General features: G+C 67.2%; 24 protein-coding genes. 14 read left to right on the forward strand and 10 right to left on the reverse strand.

All coding sequences use genetic code 11. The features are described from left to right. Positions 1-27: 27 nt before the first annotated feature. Both ON22_RS10045 and ON22_RS37225 read left to right on the forward strand, forming a co-directional pair. Complete coding sequence (locus tag ON22_RS10045; protein WP_033245202.1) at positions 28-912, forward strand: SPFH domain-containing protein; 885 nt, start codon at positions 28-30, stop codon at positions 910-912. Then, the gene (locus ON22_RS37225) at positions 912-1,085 is read left to right on the forward strand and encodes a type II toxin-antitoxin system antitoxin (RefSeq protein WP_169332459.1); all 174 of its coding nucleotides are present in this window, start codon (positions 912-914) and stop codon (positions 1,083-1,085) included. Before ON22_RS10045 ends, ON22_RS37225 begins: the two co-directional genes overlap by 1 nt. 72 nt (positions 1,086-1,157) lie before the next feature. Here ON22_RS37225 and ON22_RS10050 read toward each other — a convergent pair whose 3' ends face one another. Further along, complete coding sequence (locus ON22_RS10050) at positions 1,158-2,018, reverse strand: class I SAM-dependent methyltransferase (protein WP_033245203.1); 861 nt, start codon at positions 2,016-2,018, stop codon at positions 1,158-1,160. Positions 2,019-2,185: 167 nt separating this feature from the next. Between ON22_RS10050 and rpsA the strand changes: the two genes are divergently transcribed. Then, positions 2,186-3,646 (forward strand): 30S ribosomal protein S1, encoded by a 1,461-nt coding sequence (rpsA, locus tag ON22_RS10055; RefSeq protein ID WP_033245204.1) that lies wholly within the window; start codon positions 2,186-2,188, stop codon positions 3,644-3,646. A 142-nt stretch (positions 3,647-3,788) separates the two neighbouring features. Here rpsA and ON22_RS35600 read toward each other — a convergent pair whose 3' ends face one another. Next, positions 3,789-4,007 carry a hypothetical protein gene (locus ON22_RS35600; protein WP_081595458.1) on the reverse strand — a complete coding sequence of 73 codons (219 nt, stop codon included), beginning with the start codon at positions 4,005-4,007 and terminating at the stop codon, positions 3,789-3,791. Positions 4,008-4,203: 196 nt separating this feature from the next. On the opposite strand from ON22_RS35600, the gene coaE reads away from it, so the two are divergent. Next, complete coding sequence (gene coaE, locus ON22_RS10060; protein ID WP_033245205.1) at positions 4,204-5,376, forward strand: dephospho-CoA kinase; 1,173 nt, start codon at positions 4,204-4,206, stop codon at positions 5,374-5,376. 496 nt (positions 5,377-5,872) lie between these two features. On the opposite strand, the gene ON22_RS10065 is transcribed toward coaE, so the two are convergent. Beyond that, positions 5,873-6,397 (reverse strand): ribonuclease FAU-1 family protein, encoded by a 525-nt coding sequence (locus ON22_RS10065; RefSeq protein ID WP_033245206.1) that lies wholly within the window; start codon positions 6,395-6,397, stop codon positions 5,873-5,875. Positions 6,398-6,508: 111 nt separating this feature from the next. Here ON22_RS10065 and uvrB point away from each other — a divergent pair, with 111 nt between their 5' ends. Further along, complete coding sequence (gene uvrB / locus ON22_RS10070; protein ID WP_269322826.1) at positions 6,509-8,701, forward strand: excinuclease ABC subunit UvrB; 2,193 nt, start codon at positions 6,509-6,511, stop codon at positions 8,699-8,701. A gap of 23 nt (positions 8,702-8,724) precedes the next feature. Here the strand turns inward: uvrB and ON22_RS10075 are convergent, their stop codons facing one another. Next, positions 8,725-9,195, reverse strand: a complete 471-nt coding sequence (locus tag ON22_RS10075) for a VOC family protein (RefSeq protein ID WP_033245207.1) — start codon at positions 9,193-9,195, stop codon at positions 8,725-8,727. 446 nt (positions 9,196-9,641) lie between these two features. Here ON22_RS10075 and ON22_RS10080 point away from each other — a divergent pair, with 446 nt between their 5' ends. The 3 genes from ON22_RS10080 (at position 9,642) to ON22_RS10090 (ending at position 11,760) form a co-directional block, all read left to right on the forward strand. Further along, positions 9,642-10,514, forward strand: coding sequence for a helix-turn-helix domain-containing protein (locus ON22_RS10080; RefSeq protein WP_033245208.1), 873 nt, complete (start codon positions 9,642-9,644; stop codon positions 10,512-10,514). Positions 10,515-10,571: 57 nt separating this feature from the next. After that, a complete protein-coding gene (locus ON22_RS10085) occupies positions 10,572-10,979 on the forward strand; it encodes a DoxX family protein (RefSeq protein WP_033245209.1) in 408 nt (135 codons plus the stop codon). A 328-nt stretch (positions 10,980-11,307) separates the two neighbouring features. Further along, on the forward strand, positions 11,308-11,760 hold the full coding sequence (locus ON22_RS10090) for a universal stress protein (RefSeq protein WP_033245472.1): 453 nt from the start codon (positions 11,308-11,310) through the stop codon (positions 11,758-11,760). A gap of 252 nt (positions 11,761-12,012) precedes the next feature. On the opposite strand, the gene ON22_RS10095 is transcribed toward ON22_RS10090, so the two are convergent. Further along, complete coding sequence (locus ON22_RS10095) at positions 12,013-14,343, reverse strand: HelD family protein (protein ID WP_081595459.1); 2,331 nt, start codon at positions 14,341-14,343, stop codon at positions 12,013-12,015. 146 nt (positions 14,344-14,489) lie between these two features. Next, on the reverse strand, positions 14,490-15,824 hold the full coding sequence (locus ON22_RS10100; RefSeq protein ID WP_033245210.1) for a sensor domain-containing diguanylate cyclase: 1,335 nt from the start codon (positions 15,822-15,824) through the stop codon (positions 14,490-14,492). Positions 15,825-16,462: 638 nt separating this feature from the next. Between ON22_RS10100 and uvrA the strand changes: the two genes are divergently transcribed. Beyond that, positions 16,463-19,504 (forward strand): excinuclease ABC subunit UvrA, encoded by a 3,042-nt coding sequence (gene uvrA / locus ON22_RS10105; protein ID WP_033245211.1) that lies wholly within the window; start codon positions 16,463-16,465, stop codon positions 19,502-19,504. A gap of 76 nt (positions 19,505-19,580) precedes the next feature. Here the strand turns inward: uvrA and ON22_RS10110 are convergent, their stop codons facing one another. Both ON22_RS10110 and ON22_RS10115 read right to left on the reverse strand, forming a co-directional pair. Continuing rightward, positions 19,581-19,922: a DUF1844 domain-containing protein gene (locus ON22_RS10110; protein ID WP_033245212.1), complete on the reverse strand. Its 342-nt coding sequence runs from the start codon at positions 19,920-19,922 to the stop codon at positions 19,581-19,583. A gap of 72 nt (positions 19,923-19,994) precedes the next feature. Next, on the reverse strand, positions 19,995-20,525 hold the full coding sequence (locus tag ON22_RS10115) for a DinB family protein (protein WP_033245474.1): 531 nt from the start codon (positions 20,523-20,525) through the stop codon (positions 19,995-19,997). A gap of 335 nt (positions 20,526-20,860) precedes the next feature. On the opposite strand from ON22_RS10115, the gene infC reads away from it, so the two are divergent. From infC to ON22_RS10140, 5 genes are all read left to right on the forward strand, one after another. Continuing rightward, positions 20,861-21,505 (forward strand): translation initiation factor IF-3, encoded by a 645-nt coding sequence (infC, locus tag ON22_RS10120; protein WP_033245475.1) that lies wholly within the window; start codon positions 20,861-20,863, stop codon positions 21,503-21,505. A gap of 139 nt (positions 21,506-21,644) precedes the next feature. Further along, positions 21,645-21,839, forward strand: a complete 195-nt coding sequence (gene rpmI / locus ON22_RS10125; RefSeq protein WP_033245213.1) for a 50S ribosomal protein L35 — start codon at positions 21,645-21,647, stop codon at positions 21,837-21,839. 113 nt (positions 21,840-21,952) lie between these two features. Continuing rightward, positions 21,953-22,333, forward strand: a complete 381-nt coding sequence (gene rplT, locus ON22_RS10130; RefSeq protein WP_033245214.1) for a 50S ribosomal protein L20 — start codon at positions 21,953-21,955, stop codon at positions 22,331-22,333. A 181-nt stretch (positions 22,334-22,514) separates the two neighbouring features. After that, a complete protein-coding gene (locus ON22_RS10135; RefSeq protein WP_051157392.1) occupies positions 22,515-23,357 on the forward strand; it encodes an alpha/beta fold hydrolase in 843 nt (280 codons plus the stop codon). After that, a complete protein-coding gene (locus ON22_RS10140; protein ID WP_051157393.1) occupies positions 23,350-24,180 on the forward strand; it encodes a TrmH family RNA methyltransferase in 831 nt (276 codons plus the stop codon). Before ON22_RS10135 ends, ON22_RS10140 begins: the two co-directional genes overlap by 8 nt. A 144-nt stretch (positions 24,181-24,324) precedes the next feature. On the opposite strand, the gene ON22_RS10145 is transcribed toward ON22_RS10140, so the two are convergent. Further along, on the reverse strand, positions 24,325-24,693 hold the full coding sequence (locus tag ON22_RS10145; RefSeq protein ID WP_156052350.1) for a hypothetical protein: 369 nt from the start codon (positions 24,691-24,693) through the stop codon (positions 24,325-24,327). Between the two features lie 115 nt (positions 24,694-24,808). After that, complete coding sequence (locus tag ON22_RS10150) at positions 24,809-25,351, reverse strand: TetR/AcrR family transcriptional regulator (RefSeq protein ID WP_231508650.1); 543 nt, start codon at positions 25,349-25,351, stop codon at positions 24,809-24,811. Positions 25,352-25,453 lie beyond the last annotated feature (102 nt).

Consider the following 25,453-nt stretch of genomic DNA (forward strand, 5'->3'; position numbering starts at 1 on the left):
ATATCACTTTGATAGAGGGAGGATGTCATGAAGTTTCGGGACGCCGCACGGGTCAACGGGTTCGTGGTGTTGCTGATCTGGCTGGTTCTGACGATCGCGCTGGCGGCCGTGGCGGTGGCCGGTTTCGTCGCCTTCGGGCAGAACGAGAACGCCGCCGCGCTGGCCGGGGCCATCGTCGCCTGCGTCGTGGCTGTACTGCTGTTCCTCGGAATCACCGGGCTGACCGTGGTGAACCCCAACGAGGCCAAGGTCGTCCAGTTCTTCGGCCGCTATATCGGGTCGGTGAGCGATCCCGGCTTCTTCTCGGTCCTGCCGCTGACCGACCGGCGCAGCATCTCCCTGCGGGTCCGCAACTTCGAAACGCAGAAACTGAAGGTCAACGACGCCGACGGTAACCCCGTGGAGATCGCCGCGGTGGTGGTCTACAAGGTGGTCGACAGCTTCAAGGCCGCATTCGCCGTGGACGACTACGAAGAATATGTGGCGACACAGTCCGAGGCCGCGGTCCGGCATCTGGCCACCACCCACCCCTACGACGCCCACGACGACGACCGCACCAGCCTGCGGGACGGCGCCGAGGTCGCCGGAGAACTCACCGTCGAACTGCGCGATCGCACCGAAACCGCGGGTATCGAGGTCATCGAGGCGCGGATCACCCACCTCGCCTACGCGCCGGAAATCGCCCAGGCGATGCTGGTGCGCCAGCAGGCGAACCAGGTCGTCGCCGCGCGGGCCCGGATCGTGGAGGGCGCGGTCGGCATGGTCGGGATGGCCTTGGAACGACTCACCGCCGAAGGCATGGTGGATCTGGACGAGGAACGCAAGGCGACCATGGTCTCGAACCTGCTTGTAGTGCTGTGCGGTGACCGGCCCGCCCAGCCCGTGGTCAATGCGGGATCGCTGTACAGCTGATGGCCGAGCGCAAGAAGGTCCTGCTCCGGCTCGACCCGGCGGTATACGACGCCGTGGCGAAATGGGCGGCCGACGATCTGCGCAGCGTGAACGCGCAGATCGAGTTCGCGCTACGGCGCGCTCTCGACCAGGCCGGCCGTTCACCGCGGGCTCCCCGCAGCGACGACTCCTGAACAGTTCCGGCGCCCCCCGGGCCCGCGGCCACCGCGGGCCCGGGGGGTGTTTTCTGCGCGTGCTACGGGTCGCTATTCCGGTTTATGGCTGACGAATATGGCCGTACCCGGGAATATCTGTCCCCGCAGCGGGCTCCACTGCCCCCATTCCCGGTCGAGCCATTCCGGCCAATCGGGCTCGACGATATCGTCGAGCACCAATCCCGCGCCCACGATTTCCCGGACGCGATCGCCGATCGTGCGATGGTGCTCCACATAGGTGCAGCGGCCGTCGCTGTCGAATTCGGTGTACGGGGTGCGGTCGAAATAGGGGAGCACGGCCTCGAGGCCGTCCGGCCCCGGATCGTCGCGGAAGATCCAGCGCATCGGATGGTTCACCGCGAAAACCCAGCGACCGCCGGGCCGCAGCACCCGGGCGACCTCCCGCATGACGCGGGCGGAATCGGCGACGAACGGCACGGCACCGAAGGCCGAACACGCCAGATCGAACGATTCGCCGGCGAACGGCAGATCCTCCGCGCCCGCCTGGACCAGCGGGACCCGGGGCCCGCCCTGCGCCATCGCGGCAAGCCCCCGAGACAACATTCCCATCGACAGATCCAGGCCCACCGGATGCGCCCCCTGACCGGCCAGCCAGCGCGCACAGGGTGCCGAACCGCAGCCGAGTTCCAGGATCCGTTTCCCAGCGATCTCCCCGAGCAGCCGCATATCGCCTTCGTGCAGCCCTTCCGGGCACCACACGAACTCACCCCCCGGACTAGCGGTGCCCAGGAACTCTCCGTGGGTATCGTGGTAGTCGCCGGCGTCGGCATCCCACCAGCGCCGGCTCGCCCGCTCGCTTTCTTTCGAATCGACTCGCGAGCGTGCGGCACCCGTGGTTCCCAGTAGTGCGGTGGCCTGAGCGTGGCGATCTTGAACGAGGTCGTCGGACACGACGCGAAGCTTATAGATCCGCAGCGGGGGGTCGTTTGCCCGGCTGGATACGGGTCGCGTACGCTGAACCCGCAAGTGATCACACCCGGAGCAGCTGGGTGTATCGCAGCGTACCGAAAGTCTCAATGTCCGCAACCGATCACAATCCGTCCGGAGCAAACCGCCACATGCCCACCACCGTCACCTCGCCGCAGGTAGCCGTTAACGACATCGGCTCCGCCGAGGATTTCCTCGCCGCCATCGACGCCACGATCAAGTACTTCAACGACGGCGATATCGTCGAAGGAACCATCGTCAAAGTCGACCGCGACGAGGTCCTGCTCGACATCGGTTACAAAACCGAAGGCGTCATTCCGTCTCGCGAGCTCTCCATCAAACACGATGTCGACCCGAACGAGGTCGTTTCCGTGGGCGATGAGGTGGAGGCCCTTGTCCTCACCAAGGAGGACAAAGAGGGTCGCCTGATCCTGTCCAAGAAGCGGGCTCAGTACGAGCGCGCCTGGGGCACGATCGAGGAGCTCAAGGAGAAGGACGAGGCCGTTCGCGGCACTGTGATCGAGGTCGTCAAGGGCGGTCTGATCCTCGATATCGGTCTGCGCGGCTTCCTGCCCGCGTCGCTGGTCGAGATGCGCCGCGTCCGCGATCTGCAGCCGTACGTCGGCAAGGAGATCGAGGCCAAGATCATCGAGCTGGACAAGAACCGCAACAACGTGGTTCTGTCGCGTCGTGCCTGGCTGGAACAGACCCAGTCCGAGGTGCGCAGCGAATTCCTGCACCAGCTGCAGAAGGGCCAGGTCCGCAAGGGTGTGGTCTCCTCCATCGTCAACTTCGGCGCCTTCGTCGATCTCGGCGGTGTCGACGGTCTGGTGCACGTCTCCGAGCTGTCCTGGAAGCATATCGATCACCCGTCCGAGGTGGTCGAGGTCGGCAACGAGGTCACCGTCGAGGTCCTCGACGTCGACCTGGACCGCGAGCGTGTCTCGCTGTCGCTGAAGGCCACCCAGGAAGATCCGTGGCGGCAGTTCGCCCGCACCCATGCCATCGGCCAGATCGTGCCGGGCAAGGTCACCAAGCTCGTCCCGTTCGGCGCGTTCGTCCGCGTCGAGGAGGGCATCGAGGGCCTGGTGCACATCTCCGAACTGGCCGAGCGCCACGTGGAGGTCCCGGACCAGGTCGTGGTCGTCGGCGACGACGCGATGGTCAAGGTCATCGATATCGACCTGGAGCGTCGCCGGATCTCGCTGAGCCTCAAGCAGGCCAACGAGGACTACAGCCCCGAGTTCGATCCGTCGAAGTACGGCATGGCCGACAGCTACGACGAGCAGGGCAACTACATCTTCCCCGAAGGCTTCGATCCCGAGACCAACGAATGGCTCGAGGGCTTCGACAAGCAGCGCGAAGAGTGGGAAGGCCGCTACGCCGAGGCGGAGCGCCGGCACAAGATGCACACCGCGCAGATGGAGAAGATGGCCGCCGACGCCGCGGCCGAGGCCGTCAACGGCAGCGGTGCGTCGAACTACTCCTCCGAAAGCGGCGCGCAGACCAGCGCTCCCGCCGAGTCGGGTGGTTCGCTGGCCAGCGATGCCCAGCTCGCGGCCCTGCGGGAGAAGCTCTCCGGTAACGCCTGAGGCGTAATCGGGTAGCCCCGAAGATCTGACGAAGACCCCCGGTTCATCGCGAACCGGGGGTCTTCGCTATCGGTACCTGACGAGTACGGAAAACGACGACGGCCCGGCACCTCGGTGCCGGGCCGTCCACCAGTATTTTTCGTCAGCCTGCGGGCGCGGGAATCCAGCGCATACGCACTCGGGGTACGACGGGCCGGTGGCGTTTGGCGGCGAAACTGTGTTGCGCCGGGACCAGGAAAACGGTGAACCACGAACGCCGGTTTTCGCGCAGATATCTCGCGACGGCCGGAATAAAAACGCAATGCACGCGACCCGCCGAACCCAGCCGGTGGCGGCCTGTACGGATTTCTCTGGTGCGCATACTCTTTCCTTTGCTTGTCGTAACAAGTGCTATCGGAAAAAGGGCAATTCCCGTCGATATTGCGGCAAACGCAGATTATCCGAGTGAATCTCGTGGTCCGGACATTTCCGGATCGGGCACCCGTGGGCGTGTCGGACCAGCGACCGCGGTACCACCTGTCGGCCGCGGTTCGAGCCGTGGATGCGAAACTGAGCCAATGTTACGAATCGGCCTCACCGGAGGTATGGGCGCGGGCAAATCGACGGTCGCGCGGGCACTCGCCGAACACGGGGCGGTGATCATCGACTCCGACGTCATCGCCCGGGAGGTGGTGGCACCCGGAACTCCCGGACTGGCCGCCCTTGTCGAGGCGTTCGGCGCGGATATCCTGGCCGCCGACGGCAGCCTCGACCGGCCCGCCCTCGCCGCCAAGGCGTTCCGCGACGACGAATCCCGCGCGACCCTGAACTCCATCACCCATCCCCTGGTGGGGCAGCGCACTGCCGCGCTGCTCGCCGCGGCTGCACCGGATGCCATTGTGGTGCAGGATGTTCCGTTGCTGGTAGAGAACAATATGGCGCCGTTCGTGAACTTGGTGCTGGTCGTGGACGCCGCCACCGAAACCCGGTTGCGGCGGCTGGTCGAATTCCGCGGCGTGGATGAAGCCGATGCGCGCGCCCGGATCGCGGCGCAGGCCACCGACGAACAGCGCTACGCCGCCGCCGACGTGCTCCTGGACAACAACGGTGCCGCGGGCGCGGTGGAAGCCGAGGTCGCGCGCCTGTGGGAGCGGCGGCTGGTGCCGTTCGAAGCGAATATGCGCGCCGGTATCGCGGTGCGGCCCGAGTTCGGCATCGTGGACGTGGAAGCCAGGCCGGAATGGGCCGCGCAGGCGCAGCGGTTGATCGCGCGGTTGCAGGTCGCGGCCGGTGCGGCAGCCGAGCGGGTGGACCATATCGGTGCCACCGCGGTGCCGGATCTACCCGCGCCGGATGTTCTCGAATTTCAGATCACGGTCGCTGACCGGGCCGGCGCCGACGGTATTCGGGACGCGTTGGCCGGTGCCGGATTCCCGGAACTTCCGGCGCCGTTCCGCGAACCGGCACTCGCGGAAGGAGACGGATTCACCGAGGGCCGGCTGCACGGCAGCGCGGATCCGGGCCGTCCTGCTTTCGTATACCTCCGGATGGAGGGAAGCCCCCGGCAGGAATTCGCCCTGGCGTTCCGCGACCGGTTGCGGGCCGATGAACAGCTCCGCGCTGAGTACACCGAGGTGATCCGTGCGGCGGCGGCAAAGACCGAGGGGCTCGCGGGGGACGAGGCGTGGGCGGCGTATACCGCGGCGCGGGAGCCATGGTTGACCGGAATGGTCCAGCGGGTGGTCGACTAGAACACCGAGCGCCGGGGATGTCGAGCCGACCGGAGGCCACCGGGGGCCCGGCCTCGCCGAGTCCGCGGTCTCGACTGCCCCGGCTGGTCGGCGGGTGGGGCGCCGTGCTCCCACGTCCGGGCAAGGGCGGTGCCCGAGGAGCCGGCCGGGTGTCGTATCGCGCCGGTCGGTGCTGCGCAATTCCGCGGGACTTCCGGTCGGCGCAGCTCGATAGCACCGTGACGCGCCGGCCCCGGTTCGCGATCGGACCGTCGGAGCGCAGCCACACACGGCTGCCCGACGTGTAGGGCGCCGCTCGACGCGGGCGAGCCCCGCACCGTTGTCCCGGTCGATCGGTCTGCCCGGCCATGCTGCTGCCCTTGTACAGACCTCACCGTCGGTTTCCGGGTCCCTGGGCGAACGGATGCCTGAGCGGCGGCCTCTGGACGTCTGCTATGCCACCCAGGTGCCTGGGCCATGCGGAATGGCCGCGGCCCCGGGGAGGGTGAAGAGGAGTTCACATCCAAGTCAGCGGCATCTCCAGAGACTCGGTCCAGGCCAGGAAGTCGTGGCCGTGGGCGGCGATACCGTCGATTGCGCGGGTGGCGGTGGCCACGGCCTGCTCGGCGGTGGCCGCGTCGAGGAGGCCGGTCGCGTGGGCCGCCAGGAGTTCGTCGACGTCCAGCAGTTGGGTTTCGCGGCCCGTCCGGACCACCAGGTCCAGGTAGTGGTCGACCGATCGCCAGCGTTTCGGCTCGAATTCGCCGAACTCCCCGATATCGATGTAGTAGTCCTGGTCGCGCATATGCGCGGGATGGAAGTGGAACACCGTCGCACGTATGCCGAGCGTGGGCAGCAGCCAGGATTCGAGGTAGTGGAACTGGGGGTGGTCGGCGGTGCGGGCCATGTACAGGCCCCAGGGCTCGAGATGGTAGCGCTCGACCGCGCGGATGAACCCCTTCGGATCGGTATTGGTCAGTTCCGCGATATCGAAGTACTCCACCTTCGGCCGGTGGACGTGCACACTGGCTGCCTTGGTCACAGCTGGAGAATCTACCCAGGACCGCGGTGATGTGCGCGGTGCCGTACCCGGCGGGGCCGCCACCGTGGTGGAGTCCGGAATCGTGTCGGTGGGCGGGCTTAGTCTGGGGATATGGCATTCGCAACCGAACTCCGTGCGGCCGGCGTCAGCGGAACCGAGGCCGACGGGCAAACTCCCCTGGCGAAATCGGAGTTCCGCCCGGTCGGGGAGATCGAGCGGACCGGCGGGCAGTTCGAGGTCGTCAGTCCGTATCAGCCCGCCGGGGATCAGCCCGCCGCGATCGAGGAGCTGGAACGCCGGATCACGGCCGGGGAACCCGATGTGGTGCTGCTGGGTGCCACCGGTACCGGTAAATCCGCCACCACGGCCTGGCTCATCGAACGATTGCAGCGGCCCACGCTGGTGATGGCCCCGAACAAAACCCTCGCGGCGCAGCTGGCCAACGAGCTGCGCGAAATGCTCCCGCACAACGCGGTGGAGTATTTCGTCTCCTATTACGACTACTACCAGCCCGAGGCCTATATCGCGCAGACCGATACCTATATCGAGAAGGACAGCTCGATCAACGACGATGTGGAGCGGCTGCGCCATTCGGCCACCTCCGCACTGCTGTCCCGGCGCGATGTGGTGGTGGTGGCCTCGGTGTCCTGTATCTACGGCCTGGGCACCCCGCAGTCGTATCTGGATCGTTCGGTGCTGCTGGAGGTGGGCGCGGAGGTCGACCGCGATGCGTTTCTGCGCATGCTGGTGGACGTCCAGTACACACGCAACGATATGGCCTTCACCAGGGGATCGTTCCGGGTGCGCGGCGATACCGTCGAGATCATCCCGTCCTATGAGGAACTGGCGGTGCGGATCGAATTCTTCGGTGACGAGATCGAGGAACTCTATTATCTGCACCCCCTCACCGGGGATGTGGTGCGCAAGGTCGATATGGTGCGGATCTTCCCGGCCACCCACTATGTGGCCGGGCCGGACCGGATGGCGCGGGCGGTCACCGATATCGAGGCCGAGCTGGAAGAACGCCTGGCAGATCTGGAAGGCAAAGGCAAACTGCTCGAAGCGCAACGGTTGCGGATGCGGACCCAATACGACCTGGAAATGATCCGGCAGGTCGGTTTCTGCTCGGGTATCGAGAATTATTCACGGCATATCGACGGGCGGCCCGCGGGCTCGGCTCCGGCCACCCTGCTCGATTATTTCCCCGACGATTTCCTGCTGGTCATCGACGAATCCCATGTCACGGTGCCGCAGATCGGCGGTATGTACGAGGGGGATATGTCGCGCAAACGCAACCTCGTCGAATACGGGTTCCGGCTACCGTCGGCGGTGGACAACCGGCCGTTGACGTGGGAGGAGTTCGCCGAACGGATCGGTCAGGCCGTGTACCTGTCGGCCACCCCGGGCGATTACGAACTCGGCCGCGTCGGCGGTGAGGTGGTCGAACAGGTCATCCGCCCGACCGGTCTGGTCGATCCGCAGGTGGTGGTCAAACCCACCAAGGGGCAGATCGACGATCTGGTGCACGAGGTCCGGCAGCGGATCGAACGCGACGAGCGGGTACTGGTCACCACACTCACCAAGAAGATGGCCGAGGATCTCACCGACTATCTGCTCGGGCTGGGCCTGCGGGTGCGCTACCTGCATTCCGAGATCGACACCTTGCGCCGTGTCGAGTTGCTGCGCCAGCTGCGTCTCGGCGAATACGACGTACTGGTCGGGATCAACCTGCTGCGTGAGGGCCTGGACCTGCCGGAGGTTTCGCTGGTGGCCATCTTGGACGCCGATAAGGAAGGGTTCCTGCGCAGCACCAAGAGCCTCATCCAGACGATCGGCCGTGCCGCCCGAAACGTTTCGGGCGAGGTGCACATGTACGCGGACAAGATCACCGATTCGATGCGCGACGCCATCGACGAAACCGAACGCCGTCGTGCCAAACAGCTCGCCTACAACGCGGAAATGGGGATCGATCCGCAACCGCTGCGCAAGAAGATCGCCGATATCCTCGATCAGGTCTATTCCGAGGCCGACGACGAGGTCGCGGTCGGCGGATCCGGTCGTAATGCCAGCCGCGGCCGGCGGGCGCAGGGGGAGCCGGGCCGGGCGGTGAGCGCGGGCATCGTGGAAGGTCGCGATATCAAGTCGATGCCGCGGGCCGAATTGGCCGATCTGGTGGCCGAGCTCACCGATCAGATGATGAATGCGGCCCGCGAACTGCAGTTCGAGCTCGCGGGCCGGCTCCGCGACGAAATCGCCGACCTGAAGAAGGAGCTGCGCGGTATGGACGCGGCCGGATTGCAGTGACCGCGTCGCGTTACCGCGGACGGTCAGCCCTGGGTGGCCATCCATTCCTCGACCCGGCGTTCGGCCTCTTCACGGGAGACGTCCTCCACCCGGGTCATCACCACCCAGCGGTGACCGAACGGGTCCAGCAGGGCCCCGTAGCGGTCGCCGGTGACGAAGGTGGCCGGATCCTCGGCGACCTTCGCGCCGTGCGCACGCGCGCGGGCGATCACAGCGTCGACATCCGGACAGTAGTGCACCAGCGAGGTGTGCACCCATTCACCGGTCGGGGCCAGCACGTTCTGGTCCGGTACCGGCATGCCCAGCTGGATCGTGGAATCGCCGATCTTCAGTTCGGCATGGGCGGGCTGCCCGTCGGGCATATCGTTGCGGGAGAGCACCTCGGCACCGAAAACGGCGCGGTAGAAGTCGAGGGCGGCCTTGCCGTCCGGCACCGCGATGAACACGGTGATCGAGTGATAGCCCTCGGGAATCGGATTCACTGTTTCGCTCATGAGTTCGATTCTGCTCGGGTGCGCGGCCTGGATCTTGTAAGAAAGCGACAGCTCGCCGAAGCCGATGGCGGGTGGGCCCGGAGCCGGTGCACCGATGGGTTTCGGTGCACCGGGGCGCGCCGAAACCGAGTGGGCCGTCGGCAGCAGACCGGTACGGCCTTCGCGGACTTCCGATACCGCCTTATCGCGCCTGCCGCGCCGTCGGATGTGCTGGGCCTATCGATATCGCACCCGGCGACGTGGTTGCGCTCCCGGACCGGCGGATCGTCACCGGGGGCGACGGGGATACACAGCGGGAGGGCCGGGTGGATGGAGATGTCGGCCCGATTCGATCGGGGCCGCGTGGGGGAGCCGCGGCAACCCACCGGCGGACTTGCCGCCGGCCGTGGGGAAGACCGGCGCACGAGGGTTCGGAATCGGGCGCTGCGGGATCGGGGAGTCCAGGGATGAGTGATTCCGGGGCCGTAGTACCGCCGGGGGCCGGCGATCGGAAGGCGATACTGCATCCGCATGAGCAGGAGCGCTATCGCACGCTCGAGCGGTTGCCGGCCGGCCCGGCGGTCGCGGAGTACGTCGAGTGGTATTGGGCCGTGCGCTGGGATATGCGCGGGCGGGCGCCCTACGTCGCCGAGGTGCTTCCGTTTCCGTGTGTGCATCTCACCTTCGAACGCGACGGCGATCGTTTCGGGGGATTCGTCAACGGTGTGTGCACCCGGAAATACGTCCGGGAGCTCGCCGGTCGCGGGGAGACCTTCGGGGTGCGGTTCCGGCCCGGCGGGTTCGGGGCGTTCACCGGCCTCGATGTGGGCGGGCTGCGAGACCGGGCCGTGCCCGCCGCCGAGGTACTGCCCGATATCGGAGATCTCGCCGACCGGGTGCTGGCCACACCCGCCGATGCCGGCCGGCGCCGGTTGGTGGAGGACTATCTGCGCGCCCGGACCCGGCGCGACGATCCGAACTATCGGCTCGTGCTGCGGATCGCGGCCGTGATGGCGCAGGATCCGGAACTCACCCGGGTCGATCAGGTCACCGAGCGGTTCGGTGTTTCACCGCGGACCCTGCAGCGGCTGTTCCGGCGGTATATCGGTGCCGGGCCGAAATGGGTGTTGCGCCGGTACCGGCTCCAGGACGGTGCCGATCTGCTGGCCCGCGGCCGTACCGACGATCTCGCCGCGCTCGCCGCCGACCTCGGATATTTCGATCAGGCGCATTTCACCCGTGAGTTCACCGCGGAGGTCGGAATGGCGCCGCTGGAATATGCCAAGAATTCGTTACGCTCGCGCGATGAGGTGACTTCCAAGGTGCTGCCTGCCTCATAATCGAATTTCGGATTCGACATGTAAGCGGTACCCGTCGGTGAGAGCGAGGAGCTGCACATGGATGTCGTGGTATTGATCGGCCGGGTGATGTTCGTCATCCTGTTTCTGAGCTCGGCAATGGGGCATTTCACCCAGACGAAGGCGATGGCCGGCTATGCGCAGTCCAAGGGCGTGCCCATGCCGGAGATGGCGGTCCGGGCCTCCGGTGCGCTCATGTTGCTCGGGAGTATCAGCATTCTGCTGGGCATCTGGGCCGACCTGGGTGCGTTGCTGCTGCTGGTGATGATCGTCCCCACCATGATCATGATGCACAGTTTCTGGAAGGAAACCGATCCGGAGGCAACCCAGTCCGAAACCATCCAGTTCAACAAGGACCTTGCCCTCGCGGGCGCCCTGGTGATGATGTTCGGTTTCTTCGCGAAAAACGAGGAATTGGGGCTGACCATTACCGGTCCGCTGTTCTAGCAGTGGCCCCTATTCGGTGATCCGGTGCCGGTTGCGGTCACCTGGGCTGTGAGGAAAATCCCACGGCGCCAATGGTGTTCGCACTTCTTGTGATGTCTCACATGTTCGACCGCATGGTGACGGGAACATCCAGGTAGATGCGGTCGCTGCCGCTCCGGGAAGCGGAAATGTGAAACACTGACACCGCCGCGACGCAATGTGATGTAGAACGAATCAGGTTACTCGGGCCTCGGTTACGGCTATGGTCTACGCAGTCGCTGCGCCGTTGCCGACTTTCCGGCAGCGTTCGGCGCAGCCGCGTTTATACCCCGCACAGTTGGAGGAGAGAATGACCGCCTACCGGACCATTGTCGTCGGTACCGACGGCTCGGACTCGTCGTATGTCGCCGTGGACAAGGCCGCCGCATTGGCGGGAGCCGCGGGTTCGACACTGATCCTGGCCTGCGCCTACTACCCGACCGACGACCGTGACGTCGCCGCCGCGAGCGATATGCTCAAGGACGAGGCGTACCAGGTTCGCGGTTCGGCGCCCACCAACGAGATTCTGCGTACCGCGCGGGATCGGGCCGTGGCAGCGGGCGCCAAGGAGATCGTGGAGAAGGCGATGGTCGGTGAACCGGTCGAATCCCTGCTGGACCTGGTCAAGGAAACGCAGGCGGACCTGCTCGTGGTCGGTAACCGGGGCCTGAACACGCTGGCCGGACGGTTGCTGGGTTCGGTGCCCTCCGATGTAGCGCGTAAATCGAAATCCGATGTCCTGATCGTGCACACGGTGCGCTGAGCCGCATATCGGTCGCTTCGCCCCGCCCGGAACATGTTCCGGGCGGGGCGTTCGCGTACCGGGGCGCGGCGGGCCGGTGGACACGGTCGGCACACCCGGGATCAACTGGGGCTGCCCACGTGACACCGCATCGGATGCCCCTGATCGGGCCGCCGATGGTCGGTGTGGCCGGACTGCTGCTCCGGCTCCGGGAGCCGGGGCGATGGCGGGGCTCTGAACTGGTATCGGGTGCCGGGTATGCGCGGGCCCGGATCAGGGTGCGAGGCGGTGCAGTTCGGGCGGGAGATCGGTGCTGTGCACCACGGTGAGCTGCTGGGTTGCGCGGGTGAGGGCGACGTACAGATCGTTGCGGCCGCGTGGTGAATCGGCGATCACTGCGCTCGGTTCCACCAGGTACACCGCATCGAATTCCAGGCCCTTGGCCTCGGTCACCGTGAGTACCCGTACCGATTCGCCGGCCAGATGCGCGAGTTCGCCGATGTTCTCGGCCGGAGCCAGTACCGCCGCGGTACCCGGGCCCTGCTGCTCGGCGAGCAAAGCGGCCAGGGTGTCGGCGATCTCCGCCGCGGCCACCCGATGCGCCCGCGGTATCCGGCCCGTTTCCCGTACCGAGCGCGGCACCTGGGCGGCGGGGTCGATGGCGGACAGTACATCCGCGGCGACCGCCATGATCTCGGCCGGGGTGCGGTAGTTCACCGTCAGCTCGGTGCGTTTCCAGCGTTTGGCCACATACGGTTCCAGCATCTGCGCCCACGAATGCGCGCCCGCCGGATCACCGGTCTGCGCGATATCCCCGACCACGGTGACCCACCGGTTCGGGATCCGGCGCATCACCATGCGCCAGGCCATCTCCGATAGTTCCTGCGCCTCGTCCACGATCACATGCCCGTAGGTCCAGCTGCGGTCGCCGGCGGCGCGTTCGGCGGTGGTCTGCCGGTTGCGCACCTGCTGACGTTCGGCGAGCTGGCTCGCATCGATCAGGTCGTAGGCCATCAGGATTTCCGGGTCCAGTTCGTCCTCGAGATCCTGCGGGGCCGAACCGGTCAGGATGTCCAGGGCGTCCTGCGCCTCGGCCAGCTGGGCACGCCAGCGCCGCCGCGCGCGTTCGCGTTCCTCCGCATCGTCGGTGCCCAGGAGTTCGGCCAGCTCGTCGAGCAGGGGCGCGTCGGCGGCGCTGAACTCGCCGGTGCCGGTGCGCACGAGTTCGGCGCGGTCCTCCGGTTCGAGGATTTTGCCGGCGGCCCGGTCGAGCCGCTCGGGGTCGGCGAGCAGATCGCTGAGGACCTGCTGCGGGGTCAGCAGCGGCCACAGTTGGGCCAGCACCCGGGTGACCGTGGCGTCGGCGCGCAGTTCGTCGCTGATCTCGCTGAGGTCGGCGGCGCTGAGCAGGCTGCGGCCACCACCCAGTGGGTCGGCGCCCATGGTCTGCGCCAGCTGATCGGTGAGTGCTTCGATCACCATCGATACGAAGATCGGGCGGGCCAGATTGTGCGGGCGGCGCGAAGAGCGGGCCCGGCCCCGGGCCCGGGTCACGATCTTGCGGTCCAGCGTGACCGGATAGCCGTCGAAGGTCAGGGTGATGGGTTCGCGCGGCACCTCCTGCCGGTCGCGGACGGCGTTCTTCAGGATGTCGAGAACCTGCAGCGACCCTTTGAGTTCACCGGCCCGCAGCGAATCCTCCAGGGTTGCTTTCACGCCCGGATACAGGTCGCCGATGGTGGACAGCAGTACCCCTGTCTCACCGAGCGACGGCAGGACCTGGCCGATGTAGTCGAGGAAGGTGGCATTGGGTCCGATGATCAGCACACCGCTCTTCGCCAGCTGCTGGCGATAGGTGTAGAGCAGGTAGGCGGCGCGGTGCAGCGCGACCGCGGTCTTACCGGTGCCCGGCCCGCCCTGTACCACCAGAACGCTCTTGTGTTCGGCGCGAATGATCGCGTCCTGTTCGGTCTGGATGGTTTCCACGATGTCGGACATATGCCCGGTGCGTGCCGCGTTCAGGGCCGCGAGCAGCGCGCTCTCGCTGCCGACCCCGCCGTCGGAGGCGGTGGCGCCGGCCCGGCGGGCGGCGTCGAGATCGAGGTATTCGTCGTTGACCGCGGTCACCCGGCGGTTGCGGGAGCGGATATGGCGCCGGCGGGCCACGCCGTCGGGCGCGGCGGTGGTGGCCAGGTAGAACGGCCGGGCCAGCGGAGCACGCCAATCCAGGAGCAGGGTTTCGTAATCGTTGTCCTCGTCGAGGATGCCGAGGCGGCCGATATAGCGCTGTTCCGGACCTTCCTCGCCGTCGGTGATATCGATCCGGCCGAAGCACAGGCCGTGCTCGGCGGCGTCGTATTTGGCCAGGTCCTCGGTGTAGAGCTGGCTGAACGATTCGCGTTCGGTACGTGCCTGCGGGGTGCCGCCGGTTTCCAGCAGTACCGTGCGTAACCGCTGGTCGGCGTAGGCGCGCATGCCGTCCAGCCGGTCGTACAGCACCGACAGGTGCGCCTGCTCCTGATCGATATCTCGGGTCGCCGCGTCCGGCGGTGACTCGGCGGAGTCCAGGGCGCCTGCGCGTTCCTGGGTGCGGTTGTCGGGCAAGTTCTGGCTCCTTCTCACCCACGCGGGACAAGTTCGGCGGACACGAAATCACGGTGTGCACGCGTTGCGCTGGGGTGTGCACAGAGTTGTCGAGTCTACTGCGGACTCCGGGGACATGACGTTCCCCCAGGTCGGTGACCTATTTCTCAGGAGACGTTGCTGTTGTCACCGCGGAGTCCGCGTCCGCCCGTGGCGTCGCGGTGGCCCGGCGGTTTGGCCTCGTACATGGCGATATCGGCGTCGTGCAGGACCGCTTCCGGGGTGCGGTTATCGCCCGGTTCGAGCGTGGTGACCCCAATGGAGGCATTGACCGCGATCCGGTGCCCGCGCGCCACGATCGGCTCCGCCATGGCCGCGCGCAGCCGCTGCACCAGCGGTTCGAGTTCTTCGTCGCCCGGGCGCCCGGCCAGCAAGACGAGGAATTCGTCGCCGCCGAGCCGGCCCACGAGATCCTCGGCACGCAGCGCGCGCAGCAACCGGTGGGCCACGATCCGCAGCACCGTATCGCCGATGGCGTGACCCATGGTGTCGTTGATCGATTTGAAGCGGTCCAGATCGATGAACATCACGGTGGACACCCGGCGGTGCGCCCCGCTCGCGGCCAGCGCCCCCGATAGTTGCGACAGGATCAGCGAACGGTTGGCCAGGCCGGTGAGCGGGTCGTGGGTGGCCTGGTATTCGAGCTGACGGCGTCCCGCCAGATATTCGGTGATATCGGTGAACGAGCACACTGCCGCCGCACCGGGTTCGTCCGGGGTCAGCAGGCGGCTCGAAACGCTGAGCCAGCGGCGGCGGCCGTCCGGCCGGCCGATCGCGAAGACGAAGGCCGTGACCGTCTCGCCGGTCGCGAGAGTCCGCGCGACCGGATGCCGGGTGGGGGGTAAGGGGGCACCGTTGGCGTCCAGCCATTCCACCGGTAGCTGGGCGATCTTGGAGCCGACCACCGGCATGTTCTCGTCGATGCCGAGGATGCGGCGGGCCGCCGGATTCGCGGAGCCGATGATGCCGTCCTGGTAGATGACCGCCACGCCCTCCTCGAGCTGCGCGACCACCGTGGTGAAGTGCTGTTCGGCGCGGCGCTGGGCGCGTTCGGCGCGGCGCTGGGCGGACAGGTCGTGGAGGACCACCTGGTAGGCCAGGCGGTCGTGCCAGGCGGTGAGCACGGAAACCGTTTCCGCCGGGACCTCACGGCCGTCCAGCGTCAGCAGGGTCATCTCGGTGGGGTCGGTGGCGACACCGGCCGCGGTCAGGCCGGCGAGCCGCTCGAACATCGTCTCCCGGGAATCGGGGTGAATGAAACGGGCGACACGCTGCCCGAGGACTCCGGCGAGATTCTTCGCGCCCAGGAGCCGCAGGCACGCCGGGTTGGCGTAGACCACGATGCCGCGTTCGTGGACGAAGATTCCGTCCGGGGAGTGTTCGACCAGGGATCGATACCGATGCGCGAGTTGCTCGGCGGCGGAGGCCCTGCGATCTCCCATACCAACCCCCATCGTCGGTTGACCCGGACATTCAAACACGGCACAACTGCGGCATCCACACACAGCGAACTCGGCTTGCGGACAGGATGCCCCCGGCGATCACGTCACAACGTGTCCCCCGCGGTGCCCCGGGTGACCGGGGCCGGGAGGGAAATGCTGTGCAAGACACCGGACTTCACCATCGATCTTATGTCGATCACCGGGATCGGTGCGGGCGGCGGTTGCGGCCGGGGTCGCGAGACCCGCCGGGAGTGCCGGTGCCGCGGCGTGGCGGCGGGCACCGGCCGCTCCGGGTGATCGGTGACACGCCCCGGTGACAGGCCCGGTTGACCTACCCTGGGATGGGAGCCCGTCCGGCCCGCCTGCGGTCCTGCCGGTGCGTGCGGACAATGTGCCGGTTTACACCGTGCAGCCGGCGGAATCGCACCGTATCCACCCGGCCGTTCGGCGAAACTTGTCGGTGGCCCGGCCTAGCATCAGCGCGGGCCGATCCGCGGCCCGAGCAAAAAGCGACGACCGGGTAGTACAGGCCGTCCTCCACACCGCCACCCCACCGGGCCGGCGGTGGCTCCAGCGGAACGACATCACGGCGCGCCCGGCGGCGCGACGACGAACAGATACGAGAAGGGACCCACCTGGTGGCGGAACGCCTGACTGTCCGCGGCGCGCGGGAGCACAACCTCAAAGGGGTCGATATCGACCTGCCCCGCGACAGTCTGATCGTCTTCACGGGCCTGTCGGGGTCGGGGAAGTCCAGCCTGGCCTTCGATACGATTTTCGCCGAGGGGCAACGCCGGTACGTGGAATCGCTGTCCGCCTATGCCCGGCAGTTCCTGGGCCAGATGGACAAACCCGATGTGGACTTCATCGAAGGCCTCTCGCCCGCGGTCTCGATCGACCAGAAATCCACCAACCGCAACCCCCGCTCCACCGTCGGCACCATCACCGAGGTGCACGACTACCTGCGCCTGCTCTATGCCCGCGCCGGTGTCCCGCACTGCCCGGTGTGCTCCGAACTCATCGCCAAACAGACCCCGCAGCAGATCGTCGACCAGGTGCTGGCCATGGAGCCCGGGGTCCGCTTCCAGGTACTCGCACCGGTGGTGCGTACCCGCAAAGGTGAGTTCGTCGACCTGTTCGACCAGCTGAACTCGCAGGGTTATGCCCGGGTCCGGGTGGACGGCGTGGTGTATCCGCTCACCGATCCGCCGAAGCTGAAGAAGCAGGAGAAACACGATGTCGAGGTGGTGGTCGACCGCCTCGCCGTCAAACCGGCCGCCAAACAGCGCCTCACCGATTCCATCGAGACCGCGCTGCGCCTGGCCGACGGGATCGTCGTCCTCGATTTCGTGGACCGCGACGAACACGCCCACGATCGCGAACGCCGCTTCTCCGAGAAACTGGCCTGCCCGAACGGCCACGCCCTCGATATCGAGGATCTGGAACCGCGGTCGTTCTCGTTCAACTCGCCCTACGGCGCCTGCCCCGACTGCACCGGCCTCGGTATCCGCAAAGAGGTCGACCCGGAACTCGTCGTCCCCGACCCGGAGCTGAGCCTGGCCGAGGGCGCGATCGCGCCGTGGTCGCGCGGGCAGAGCGCGGAGTATTTCGTGCGCCTGCTCTCCGGGCTGGCCGCCGCGCAGGGGTTCGATCTGGACACCCCGTGGCGCGAACTACCGCCGCGGGCGCGTAAAGCGGTGCTCGAGGGCAGCTCGGACCAGGTCCATATCGTCTACACCAACCGGTACGGCCGGAAACGCTCCTACTACGCCGATTTCGAGGGCGTGATGCCGTTCCTGCAGCGGCGGCTGGACAACACCGAATCCGAGCAGATGAAGGAGCACTACGAGGGCTATATGCGGGATGTCCCGTGCCCGGTGTGCAACGGTGCGCGGCTGCGGCCGGAGATCCTGGCCGTCACGCTGTCCGCGGACGCGGAGCGGAAATCCATCGCCGAGGTCAGTGAACTCTCGATTCGCGATTGCGCGCAGTTCCTGAACGCGCTGACCCTGGGGGAGCGGCAGGCGGCCATCGCCGGTCAGGTTCTCAAGGAAGTGCAGGCGCGGCTGGGGTTCCTGCTCGACGTGGGCCTGGACTATCTGACCCTGTCCCGTGCCGCGGCCACCCTCTCCGGTGGGGAGGCGCAGCGGATCCGGCTCGCCACCCAGATCGGGTCCGGGCTGGTCGGGGTGCTGTACGTACTGGACGAACCCTCGATCGGGTTGCATCAGCGCGACAACCGCCGGCTGATCGAAACGCTGACCCGGTTGAAGAACCTGGGCAACACGCTGATCGTGGTCGAGCACGACGAGGACACCATCCGCGCCTCGGATTGGGTCGTCGATATCGGCCCGTTCGCCGGTGAACACGGCGGCCAGGTAGTGCACAGCGGGCCCTATTCGGAACTGCTCGCCGATCCGGCCTCGCTCACCGGCGCGTACCTCTCCGGCCGGGAACGTATCGAGATCCCGATGATGCGGCGGCCGGTGAACAAGAAGCGGCGGGTCACCGTGGTCGGCGCCACCGAGAACAACCTGCGCGGTATCGATGTGGCGTTCCCGCTGGGCGTGCTCACCGCGGTCACCGGGGTCTCCGGATCCGGTAAATCCACACTGGTCAACGACATCCTGGCGACCGTGATGGCCAACAAGCTGAACGGCGCGCGCCAGGTGCCGGGCCGGCACACCCGGGTCAACGGGCTGGATCAACTGGACAAACTCGTGCGGGTGGATCAGTCACCGATCGGCCGCACCCCGCGATCCAATCCGGCCACCTACACCGGGGTGTTCGACAAGATCCGCAGCCTGTTCGCCGCCACCACCGAGGCCAAGGTGCGCGGGTATCAGCCGGGCCGGTTCTCGTTCAATGTGAAGGGCGGCCGTTGCGAGGCATGCTCCGGTGACGGCACCCTCAAGATCGAGATGAACTTCCTGCCGGATGTGTACGTGCCGTGCGAGGTCTGCCAGGGCGCCCGCTACAACCGGGAAACCCTCGAGGTGCACTACAAAGGCAAAACCATCGCCGAGGTCCTGGATATGCCGATCGAGGAGGCCGCCGAGTTCTTCGAACCGGTGACCTCGATCCACCGCTATCTGGCCACCCTCGTCGACGTCGGCCTGGGTTATGTGCGGCTGGGCCAGAGCGCGACCACCCTGTCCGGTGGTGAGGCGCAACGCGTGAAACTGGCGGCGGAACTGCAGAAACGCTCCAACGGCCGCACGGTCTACATCCTGGACGAACCCACCACCGGCCTGCACTTCGAGGACATCCGCAAACTGCTCGCGGTGATCAACGGCCTGGTCGACAAGGGCAATACCGTGATCGTCATCGAACACAACCTGGATGTCGTGAAGACCGCGGACTGGGTGATCGATATGGGTCCCGAGGGCGGGTCCGGCGGCGGAACAGTGGTCGGGGAGGGAACGCCCGAAGATATCGCGGCCACACCCGGCAGCTACACGGGTGAGTTCCTGAAGGAGATCCTGGCGCAGCCCGCTGCCACAGGCCCGGCTCCGGATACCGGTGCGGTGAAACCGGATACCGCACCCGCTCGTAAATCCGCGGCCGAGAAGGCACCGGCGGCGAAGAAGAAGGCGGCGGAATCGCCCGATAAGGCTGTGAAATCGCCGGACGCGCAGAAGGCGAAACGCCTGGCCCGTAAGGCGGCAGCACTGCGCTGAGTACGGAGCGCGTCGATGTGGCGGGCCCGGCGGTTTCGGCCCGGGCCCGCTGCCCGGCAGCAGTCGGGGTGACGCGTCAGTGGACGGGGCCGGTGTACTTCTCGCCGGGTCCCGTCCCCGGAGCGTCGGGTACGGCGGAACTCTCCCGGAAGGCCTTCTGCAGCGATTGCAGACCCTCCCGCAGCGGCCCGGCGTGTGGTCCGAGGTACTCCACCGACGCGGTGATCAGGCCCGCCAGCGCAGTGATGAGGCGCCGCGCCTCGTCCATATCCCGGCGCGGACTGTTCTCGGGATCGTCGTCGCCGAGCCCGAGTTTCTCCGCGGCCGAACTCATCAGCATCACCGCTGCCCGGCTGATCACCTCCACGGCGGGGATTTCGGCCAGTTCACGCACATCGCCCTCGGGCTGTTCGGTCATGGTGTTCAGCCTAAGCGCGCCTCGGCGGCAGCCGTGCCGGGGCCGTGAGCGGATGTGCGCCGCGACTCGTTTCTACCGGCCCGCCGCCCCGGCCGCGCGCAGGATCCGCAACTGGCCGATCTCGGACGCGTTCTTCAGCAGTTCCACGTTCACCCATGCCGCCAGATGGGCGACGGTGAGTCCCGCGTCGGCAGGCCACGGATAGGACGTGGCCCGTTCGAGCTCTGTGTCATCGCAGCCGTCGAGCACTCGGAGCCACTGGTCGCGCAGGTCGTGGATCCAGGTGAGGGCGGCCGCCGTATCGCCCGGCCAGTAGACCTCGGTGCGGTCGGGTATCGGCCGTTGCTCGGCGTGCGCGATCGCCGAACTCCACCACCAGCCGATATGCCAGGTCAGCCAGGCGACGGTGGTCGCGGGGACAGGATCGGGCTCCGTTTCCGCGAAATCGGGGCGCCATCTCCCGTCGGTGCCGCGGTGCACCGTCCAGATCACCTCCGCGGGCGCCCAATGGGTATCGTCGTCGGTCAAGGCGTCGAAATGCAGTTGGGACAGCGACCAGATCAGGTCGAACTGCCAGCGGAGTAGGTCACGTCGGCTGCTCACGGGCGCCGAGCCTGGCAGACGGGCGAACGAGCGGCAACCGAATTCCGTGACCGGGCGCCGACCGGGCGATTCGTTCATCCGGCGCGAAACTGTTAAACTCGTGCACGACGACCGCCCCGGTCCTGTCCGGGGCAGACAAGTGGAGCCCGACTCCCACCGTTGCCGGCGAGTGATCGCCTGGTCAAACGGTCCGGTCACCCACCTTCGAGGTGGGACCACGGTCCCGGATGAACCGGGAGTGTGGCGCAGGTATCGCACCTGCGTGGATCGGTCGACATCGGGCCCCGTCGGCGGTGAAATACCGCGACGGGGTTTTCGTGTTGAACAAGGGGTTCATTTCGAGCGGTCGTCGGACGACACCGCTAGACCTAGGAGGCCCCATCAGCACTGAGACCCGCATCAACGATCGCATTCGTGTTCCCGAGGTCCGGCTCATCGGACCCGGCGGAGAACAGGTTGGGATCGTGCGTGTTGAAGATGCACTCCGCGTCGCCCTGGAGGCAGACCTGGACCTCGTAGAGGTCGCACCGGACGCACGTCCGCCGGTCTGCAAGATCATGGACTACGGCAAGTTCAAGTACGAGACCGCGCAGAAAGCGCGCGAGTCCCGGAAGAACCAGGTCCAGACTGTGATCAAGGAACAGAAGCTGCGGCCCAAGATCGACAACCACGACTACGAGACCAAGAAGTCCAACGTCGTGCGCTTCCTGGAAGCCGGGGCGAAGGTCAAGGTCACCATCATGTTCCGGGGACGCGAACAGTCCCGGCCCGAACTCGGTTTCCGGCTGCTGCAGCGGCTGGCCTCCGATGTGGCGGAATTGGGTTTCGTCGAGACCTCGGCCAAGCAGGACGGCCGCAACATGACGATGGTCCTCGCCCCGCACAAGGGCGCGAAGACGCGGGCCAAGGCCGCGCAGGATTCGGCCCGGCCGCAGCCCGGCGGCGCGGCGCCGAATGCCGGCCGGCCGGTCGCGCAATAACAACGGCGTAGCCGTGAACACTGCGGCGCACCGCCGCACCCGCGGCGTACGCCGCAGCGATATTGCGTCGAGCCCGCAATAACGCTGATCAGCACACCTGGTCCGCCCCTGCGCGGGCACGACACAGATTGAGGTTGCCATGCCGAAGATGAAGAGCCACAGCGGCGCTTCGAAGCGTTTCAAGGTGACCGGTAAGGGCAAGCTGCGCCGTCAGCAGGCCAACCGCCGGCACCTGTTCGAGTACAAGTCCTCCCGCCGGACCCGTCGCCTGGAAGGTACGGAGGCCGTCGCTCCCGCCGACGTCCGCCGGGTGAAGAAGCTGCTGGGTATCTGATCTCCCGCTCCGGGGCAGATACCGTCCGGTACCGCCTACGCGACCGGACGCCGATGAACCGACCCACTCGGGTGCGCCCAACCAGCACCCCCAAGATCGATTAGGACTGACCAGTGGCACGCGTCAAAAGGGCCGTCAACGCTCAGAAGAAGCGCCGTTCGATCCTCGAGGCCTCCAAGGGCTACCGCGGGCAGCGCTCGCGCCTGTACCGCAAGGCCAAGGAACAGCAGCTGCATTCGCTCACCTACGCGTACCGGGACCGCCGGGCGCGTAAGGGTGATTTCCGTAAGCTGTGGATCGCGCGTATCAACGCCGCGGCCCGCGCCAACGACATCACCTACAACCGCTTCGTGCAGGGCCTGAAGGCTGCCGGTGTGGAGGTCGACCGCAAGAACCTCGCCGAGCTGGCCGTCTCCGACGCCGAAGCGTTCGCCGGCCTGGTCGCCGTCGCCAAGGCTGCGCTGCCGGCCGATGTCAACGCCCCGGCTGCCTGAGCGCAGCTTCTGGTTCCGGTCTTACTGTCCGGCACGCTCAGCACGAAGGCCTCTTCCCCAGGGAAGGGGCCTTCGTGCTGTCCGCCCCCTTGCCCCGAGTACAGGGCACAGCGGGCGAAGCGGTCGACTTGCCTCGGGAATCCATTCGCTTCCCGCCCGTGGCAACTGGCAGCCTTGCGGAATGCGTGAACAGTGGGTGTCGATACCGAGCGGGGTGCGGGTCTGTTACACGGATTTCGGCGGGTCCGGGATCCCGGTGCTGGCTCTGCACGGAACATTCGGCCGGGGAAGAATTTTCGCCGGACTGGCGCGTGAGCTGGCCGGCGTGGCACGTATCATCGCACCGGATCAGCGGGGGCACGGCCGCACCGATCGGCGAGAAAGCTACACCTGCGCGGATTTCGTCGCGGATGCTGCCGCGGTGCTGGAGCAGCTCGAGCCGGCACCGGTGGTGGTTCTCGGCCATTCCCGCGGTGGAATCACCGCGTATCAGCTCGCCGCGTGGCATCCGGAACTCGTTGCGGGGCTGATCATCGAGGATGTCGGTCCGGTCATGCGGCAGCCCGAGATAGCCGATCCTGTGCTGCCGGTGCGGGGCTGGCCTGCGGCGGCGCCGACCGAGGCAGATCTGGGGGCGGCGCTGCAGGCGCGGGGAATCCCGGATGCGAGCTATTTCCTGCAGAGCGCTGTCACGACACCGGACGGGCGGTGCCGGTTCCTCTTCGATTGGGAGGACATGATGGCGGTGCAGCTCAGCGGCGTCGGGGACTGGTGGGCGGATTGGCTCGGCTCGGCGTGTCCGGCGCTGGTCGTGCGCGGGGAACAGAGCAGTATGCTGCCGGCGCCGCTGGCTGCGCGGATGGCCACGCAACGGCCGCATACTCGTCTCGTCGAAATCGCGGGCGCCGGCCACTGGGTCCACGACGATGCTCCGCGCGCCATGGCGGCGGCCGTCCGCGACTTCCTGGCCGACCCGGCGACCGGTCTCGGCGCGGGGCGGGCTCTACGATCTCCTGGTGGGTGACCGACAAGAACCGATAGATCTACGGAACTCGCGGGTGGTCGCGGCGGCGAAGCTGCACCGCGGTGCGGCGCGCAGACGGGCGGGGAGATTCCTCGCCGAAGGCGCCAACTCGGTAGAGGCCGCACTCGATACCGGGCGGGTCCGGGAACTGTTCTATTCGGCCGGCGGCGCCGCCCGTGAGCATGCGCTGATCGCCGGCGCCGCGGCGACCGGTGTGCGGACGACGCTCGTCACCGATCGAGCCGCACAGACACTGGGGGAGACGGTCACCCCGCCCGGCCTGGTAGCCGTCTGCGATCTGGTGGATGTACCGCTGGACCGGATCCTGCCGGCGGAACCCGGGGTGGATACGCCCCGGATGCTGGCGGTGCCGGTCGGTATCGCGGATCCGGGTAATGCGGGGACGCTCATCCGGATGGTCGACGCGGTGGGCGCGGACGCGGTGGTGCTGGCCGGTGACAGTGTCGACCCGCACAACGGAAAATGTGTCCGATCGTGCGCGGGCAGCCTGTTCCATGTGCCGATCGTGCGTGAGCGTGAGACGTACTCGGTGCTGGATCGGATCGAAGCGGCCGGGGTCGCCACCGTGGCCACCGCGGCCGACGGCGAGCTCGACCTCGAGGACGCCGGGGAACTGTTCACCGGTCCGGTGGCCTGGCTGTTCGGCAACGAAGCGCACGGTCTCGATCCGGAGGTGGCGCGCCGGGCGCGGCACCGGGTCCGGATCCCGATCCACGGGCGGGCCGAAAGTCTCAATATCGCCGCGGCCGCCGCGATCTGCCTATACGCGAATTCCCGGGTACGGCACGGGTCGGCGACCTAGCTACCGGCGCGGCCGGATGCCGGCGGTCCCGGCGCGCCCGGCCCGGCGTGCCGACGGCGGCCGCGACCTGCCCGGAATCCGGACCCGCGGCGGATTCGGCGTTCGATCGATTCGACGGCACCGTGCGGCCGGCGGGGCGGTGGTTCAGGAATCGGCGGGACCGGTCGCGACCGCGCCCCGCAGCAATTCGACAACCCGGTCCACGCCGTTCACGACGAACAATTCCGTTGTGCCGTCACGTAGTCCGATCCGCAGCCGGGTGCGCAGACCGCCGTTGAACTTCTCCCCGGTGGGTGCCTGCGTTCCGATTTCCACCATATCCGCGAGCGCGCTGTTCCAGGAGCGGCCGCCGGTGAGGGCGTCGATATGGTTGGGCTCGAACAGGAGTCGTTCACCTGTCAGGTACAACCTCCCGCCGACCGCTCGGTTCGCCGACTGTGTGCGATTGGCCGAGCGCTGCCAGGTAATCGTCTCCGAGGCAGCCAATTTCGGTGACTTCACCCAAATCCCCATAGCCCGGAGCGTACTGGCCACCGCTGTCCGCTGCCCCGGTTCGTAGGGAATTCGACGGGGCTACAGCACATCCCCGGGGTCCGGATATGCGCGGCGACCTCTCTGTGGGGCCGATTCACATGCCGAACTCGTAAAGGTCGGTCAACATCTCGTCGGCCCAGTCGGCGGGGATCGCTTCCGGTCCGGTCACCCGGAGTGCGGCCATCACGGTGAGCAGCATGCCGGTCGCGAGGAAGCGCCGGGAATCGGCGATCGGGGCGCCGGTGAGCTCGCGGATCAGGCGGTAGATGCGGCCGTAGCGGTCGCGGATGATCGGGCCGATATCGGGGTCGCCCGCGGCAGCGAAGGCGTGCAGGAGAACCAGTAGCAGGCTGCGGTCCGTGAGGAACCGGTCGTAGGCCTCCGAGAGCGCGTCGAGGGGTGCGCCCGGGCCGGCGGTCGTGGCGGCTTCGGTGAAAACTTCCTCGATACGGTCGCAGACCTGGCCGACCGCGGCGAGGAACAGGCGTTGTTTGGAGCCGAAGAGGCGGATGACGTAGGGCTGGGAGACCCCCGCGCGCCGAGCGATCTCGTCCGTGCGGGTGGCCGCGTAGCCGCTTTCGGCGAAGGCGGCGACCGCCGCCTCCAAGACCTGGGCGCCGCGTTCTTCGGCGGTCATCCTGATCCTGCTCGATTCCGGCATGGTCCTCCTCTGGTTCGGTCGGGCTGTTGACAGGTTATCAGTCGATGCATACCGTTGCCGGTAGTTAGTTATCAGTCG

It is taken from the genome of Nocardia carnea NBRC 14403 (assembly GCF_000308515.1).
In the GTDB taxonomy this organism is placed as follows: Bacteria; Actinomycetota; Actinomycetes; order Mycobacteriales; family Mycobacteriaceae; genus Nocardia; species Nocardia carnea.

Excerpts from the sequence above, each read along its gene's own strand:
- ON22_RS35600 (WP_081595458.1), bottom strand. The coding sequence starts at position 4,007 with ATGCGCACCAGAGAAATCCGTACAGGCCGCCACCGGCTGGGTTCGGCG.
- ON22_RS10080 (WP_033245208.1), top strand. The coding sequence starts at position 9,642 with ATGAGTGATTCCGGGGCCGTAGTACCGCCGGGGGCCGGCGATCGGAAG.
- ON22_RS10090 (WP_033245472.1), top strand. The coding sequence starts at position 11,308 with ATGACCGCCTACCGGACCATTGTCGTCGGTACCGACGGCTCGGACTCG.
- ON22_RS37225 (WP_169332459.1), top strand. The coding sequence starts at position 912 with ATGGCCGAGCGCAAGAAGGTCCTGCTCCGGCTCGACCCGGCGGTATAC.
- rpmI (WP_033245213.1), top strand. The coding sequence starts at position 21,645 with ATGCCGAAGATGAAGAGCCACAGCGGCGCTTCGAAGCGTTTCAAGGTG.
- ON22_RS10135 (WP_051157392.1), top strand. The coding sequence starts at position 22,515 with ATGCGTGAACAGTGGGTGTCGATACCGAGCGGGGTGCGGGTCTGTTAC.
- ON22_RS10045 (WP_033245202.1), top strand. The coding sequence starts at position 28 with ATGAAGTTTCGGGACGCCGCACGGGTCAACGGGTTCGTGGTGTTGCTG.
- ON22_RS10150 (WP_231508650.1), bottom strand. The coding sequence starts at position 25,351 with ATGACCGCCGAAGAACGCGGCGCCCAGGTCTTGGAGGCGGCGGTCGCC.
- ON22_RS10075 (WP_033245207.1), bottom strand. The coding sequence starts at position 9,195 with ATGAGCGAAACAGTGAATCCGATTCCCGAGGGCTATCACTCGATCACC.
- ON22_RS10110 (WP_033245212.1), bottom strand. The coding sequence starts at position 19,922 with ATGACCGAACAGCCCGAGGGCGATGTGCGTGAACTGGCCGAAATCCCC.
- uvrB (WP_269322826.1), top strand. The coding sequence starts at position 6,509 with ATGGCATTCGCAACCGAACTCCGTGCGGCCGGCGTCAGCGGAACCGAG.
- ON22_RS10100 (WP_033245210.1), bottom strand. The coding sequence starts at position 15,824 with ATGGGAGATCGCAGGGCCTCCGCCGCCGAGCAACTCGCGCATCGGTAT.
- coaE (WP_033245205.1), top strand. The coding sequence starts at position 4,204 with ATGTTACGAATCGGCCTCACCGGAGGTATGGGCGCGGGCAAATCGACG.
- ON22_RS10085 (WP_033245209.1), top strand. The coding sequence starts at position 10,572 with ATGGATGTCGTGGTATTGATCGGCCGGGTGATGTTCGTCATCCTGTTT.
- rpsA (WP_033245204.1), top strand. The coding sequence starts at position 2,186 with ATGCCCACCACCGTCACCTCGCCGCAGGTAGCCGTTAACGACATCGGC.
- ON22_RS10145 (WP_156052350.1), bottom strand. The coding sequence starts at position 24,693 with ATGGGGATTTGGGTGAAGTCACCGAAATTGGCTGCCTCGGAGACGATT.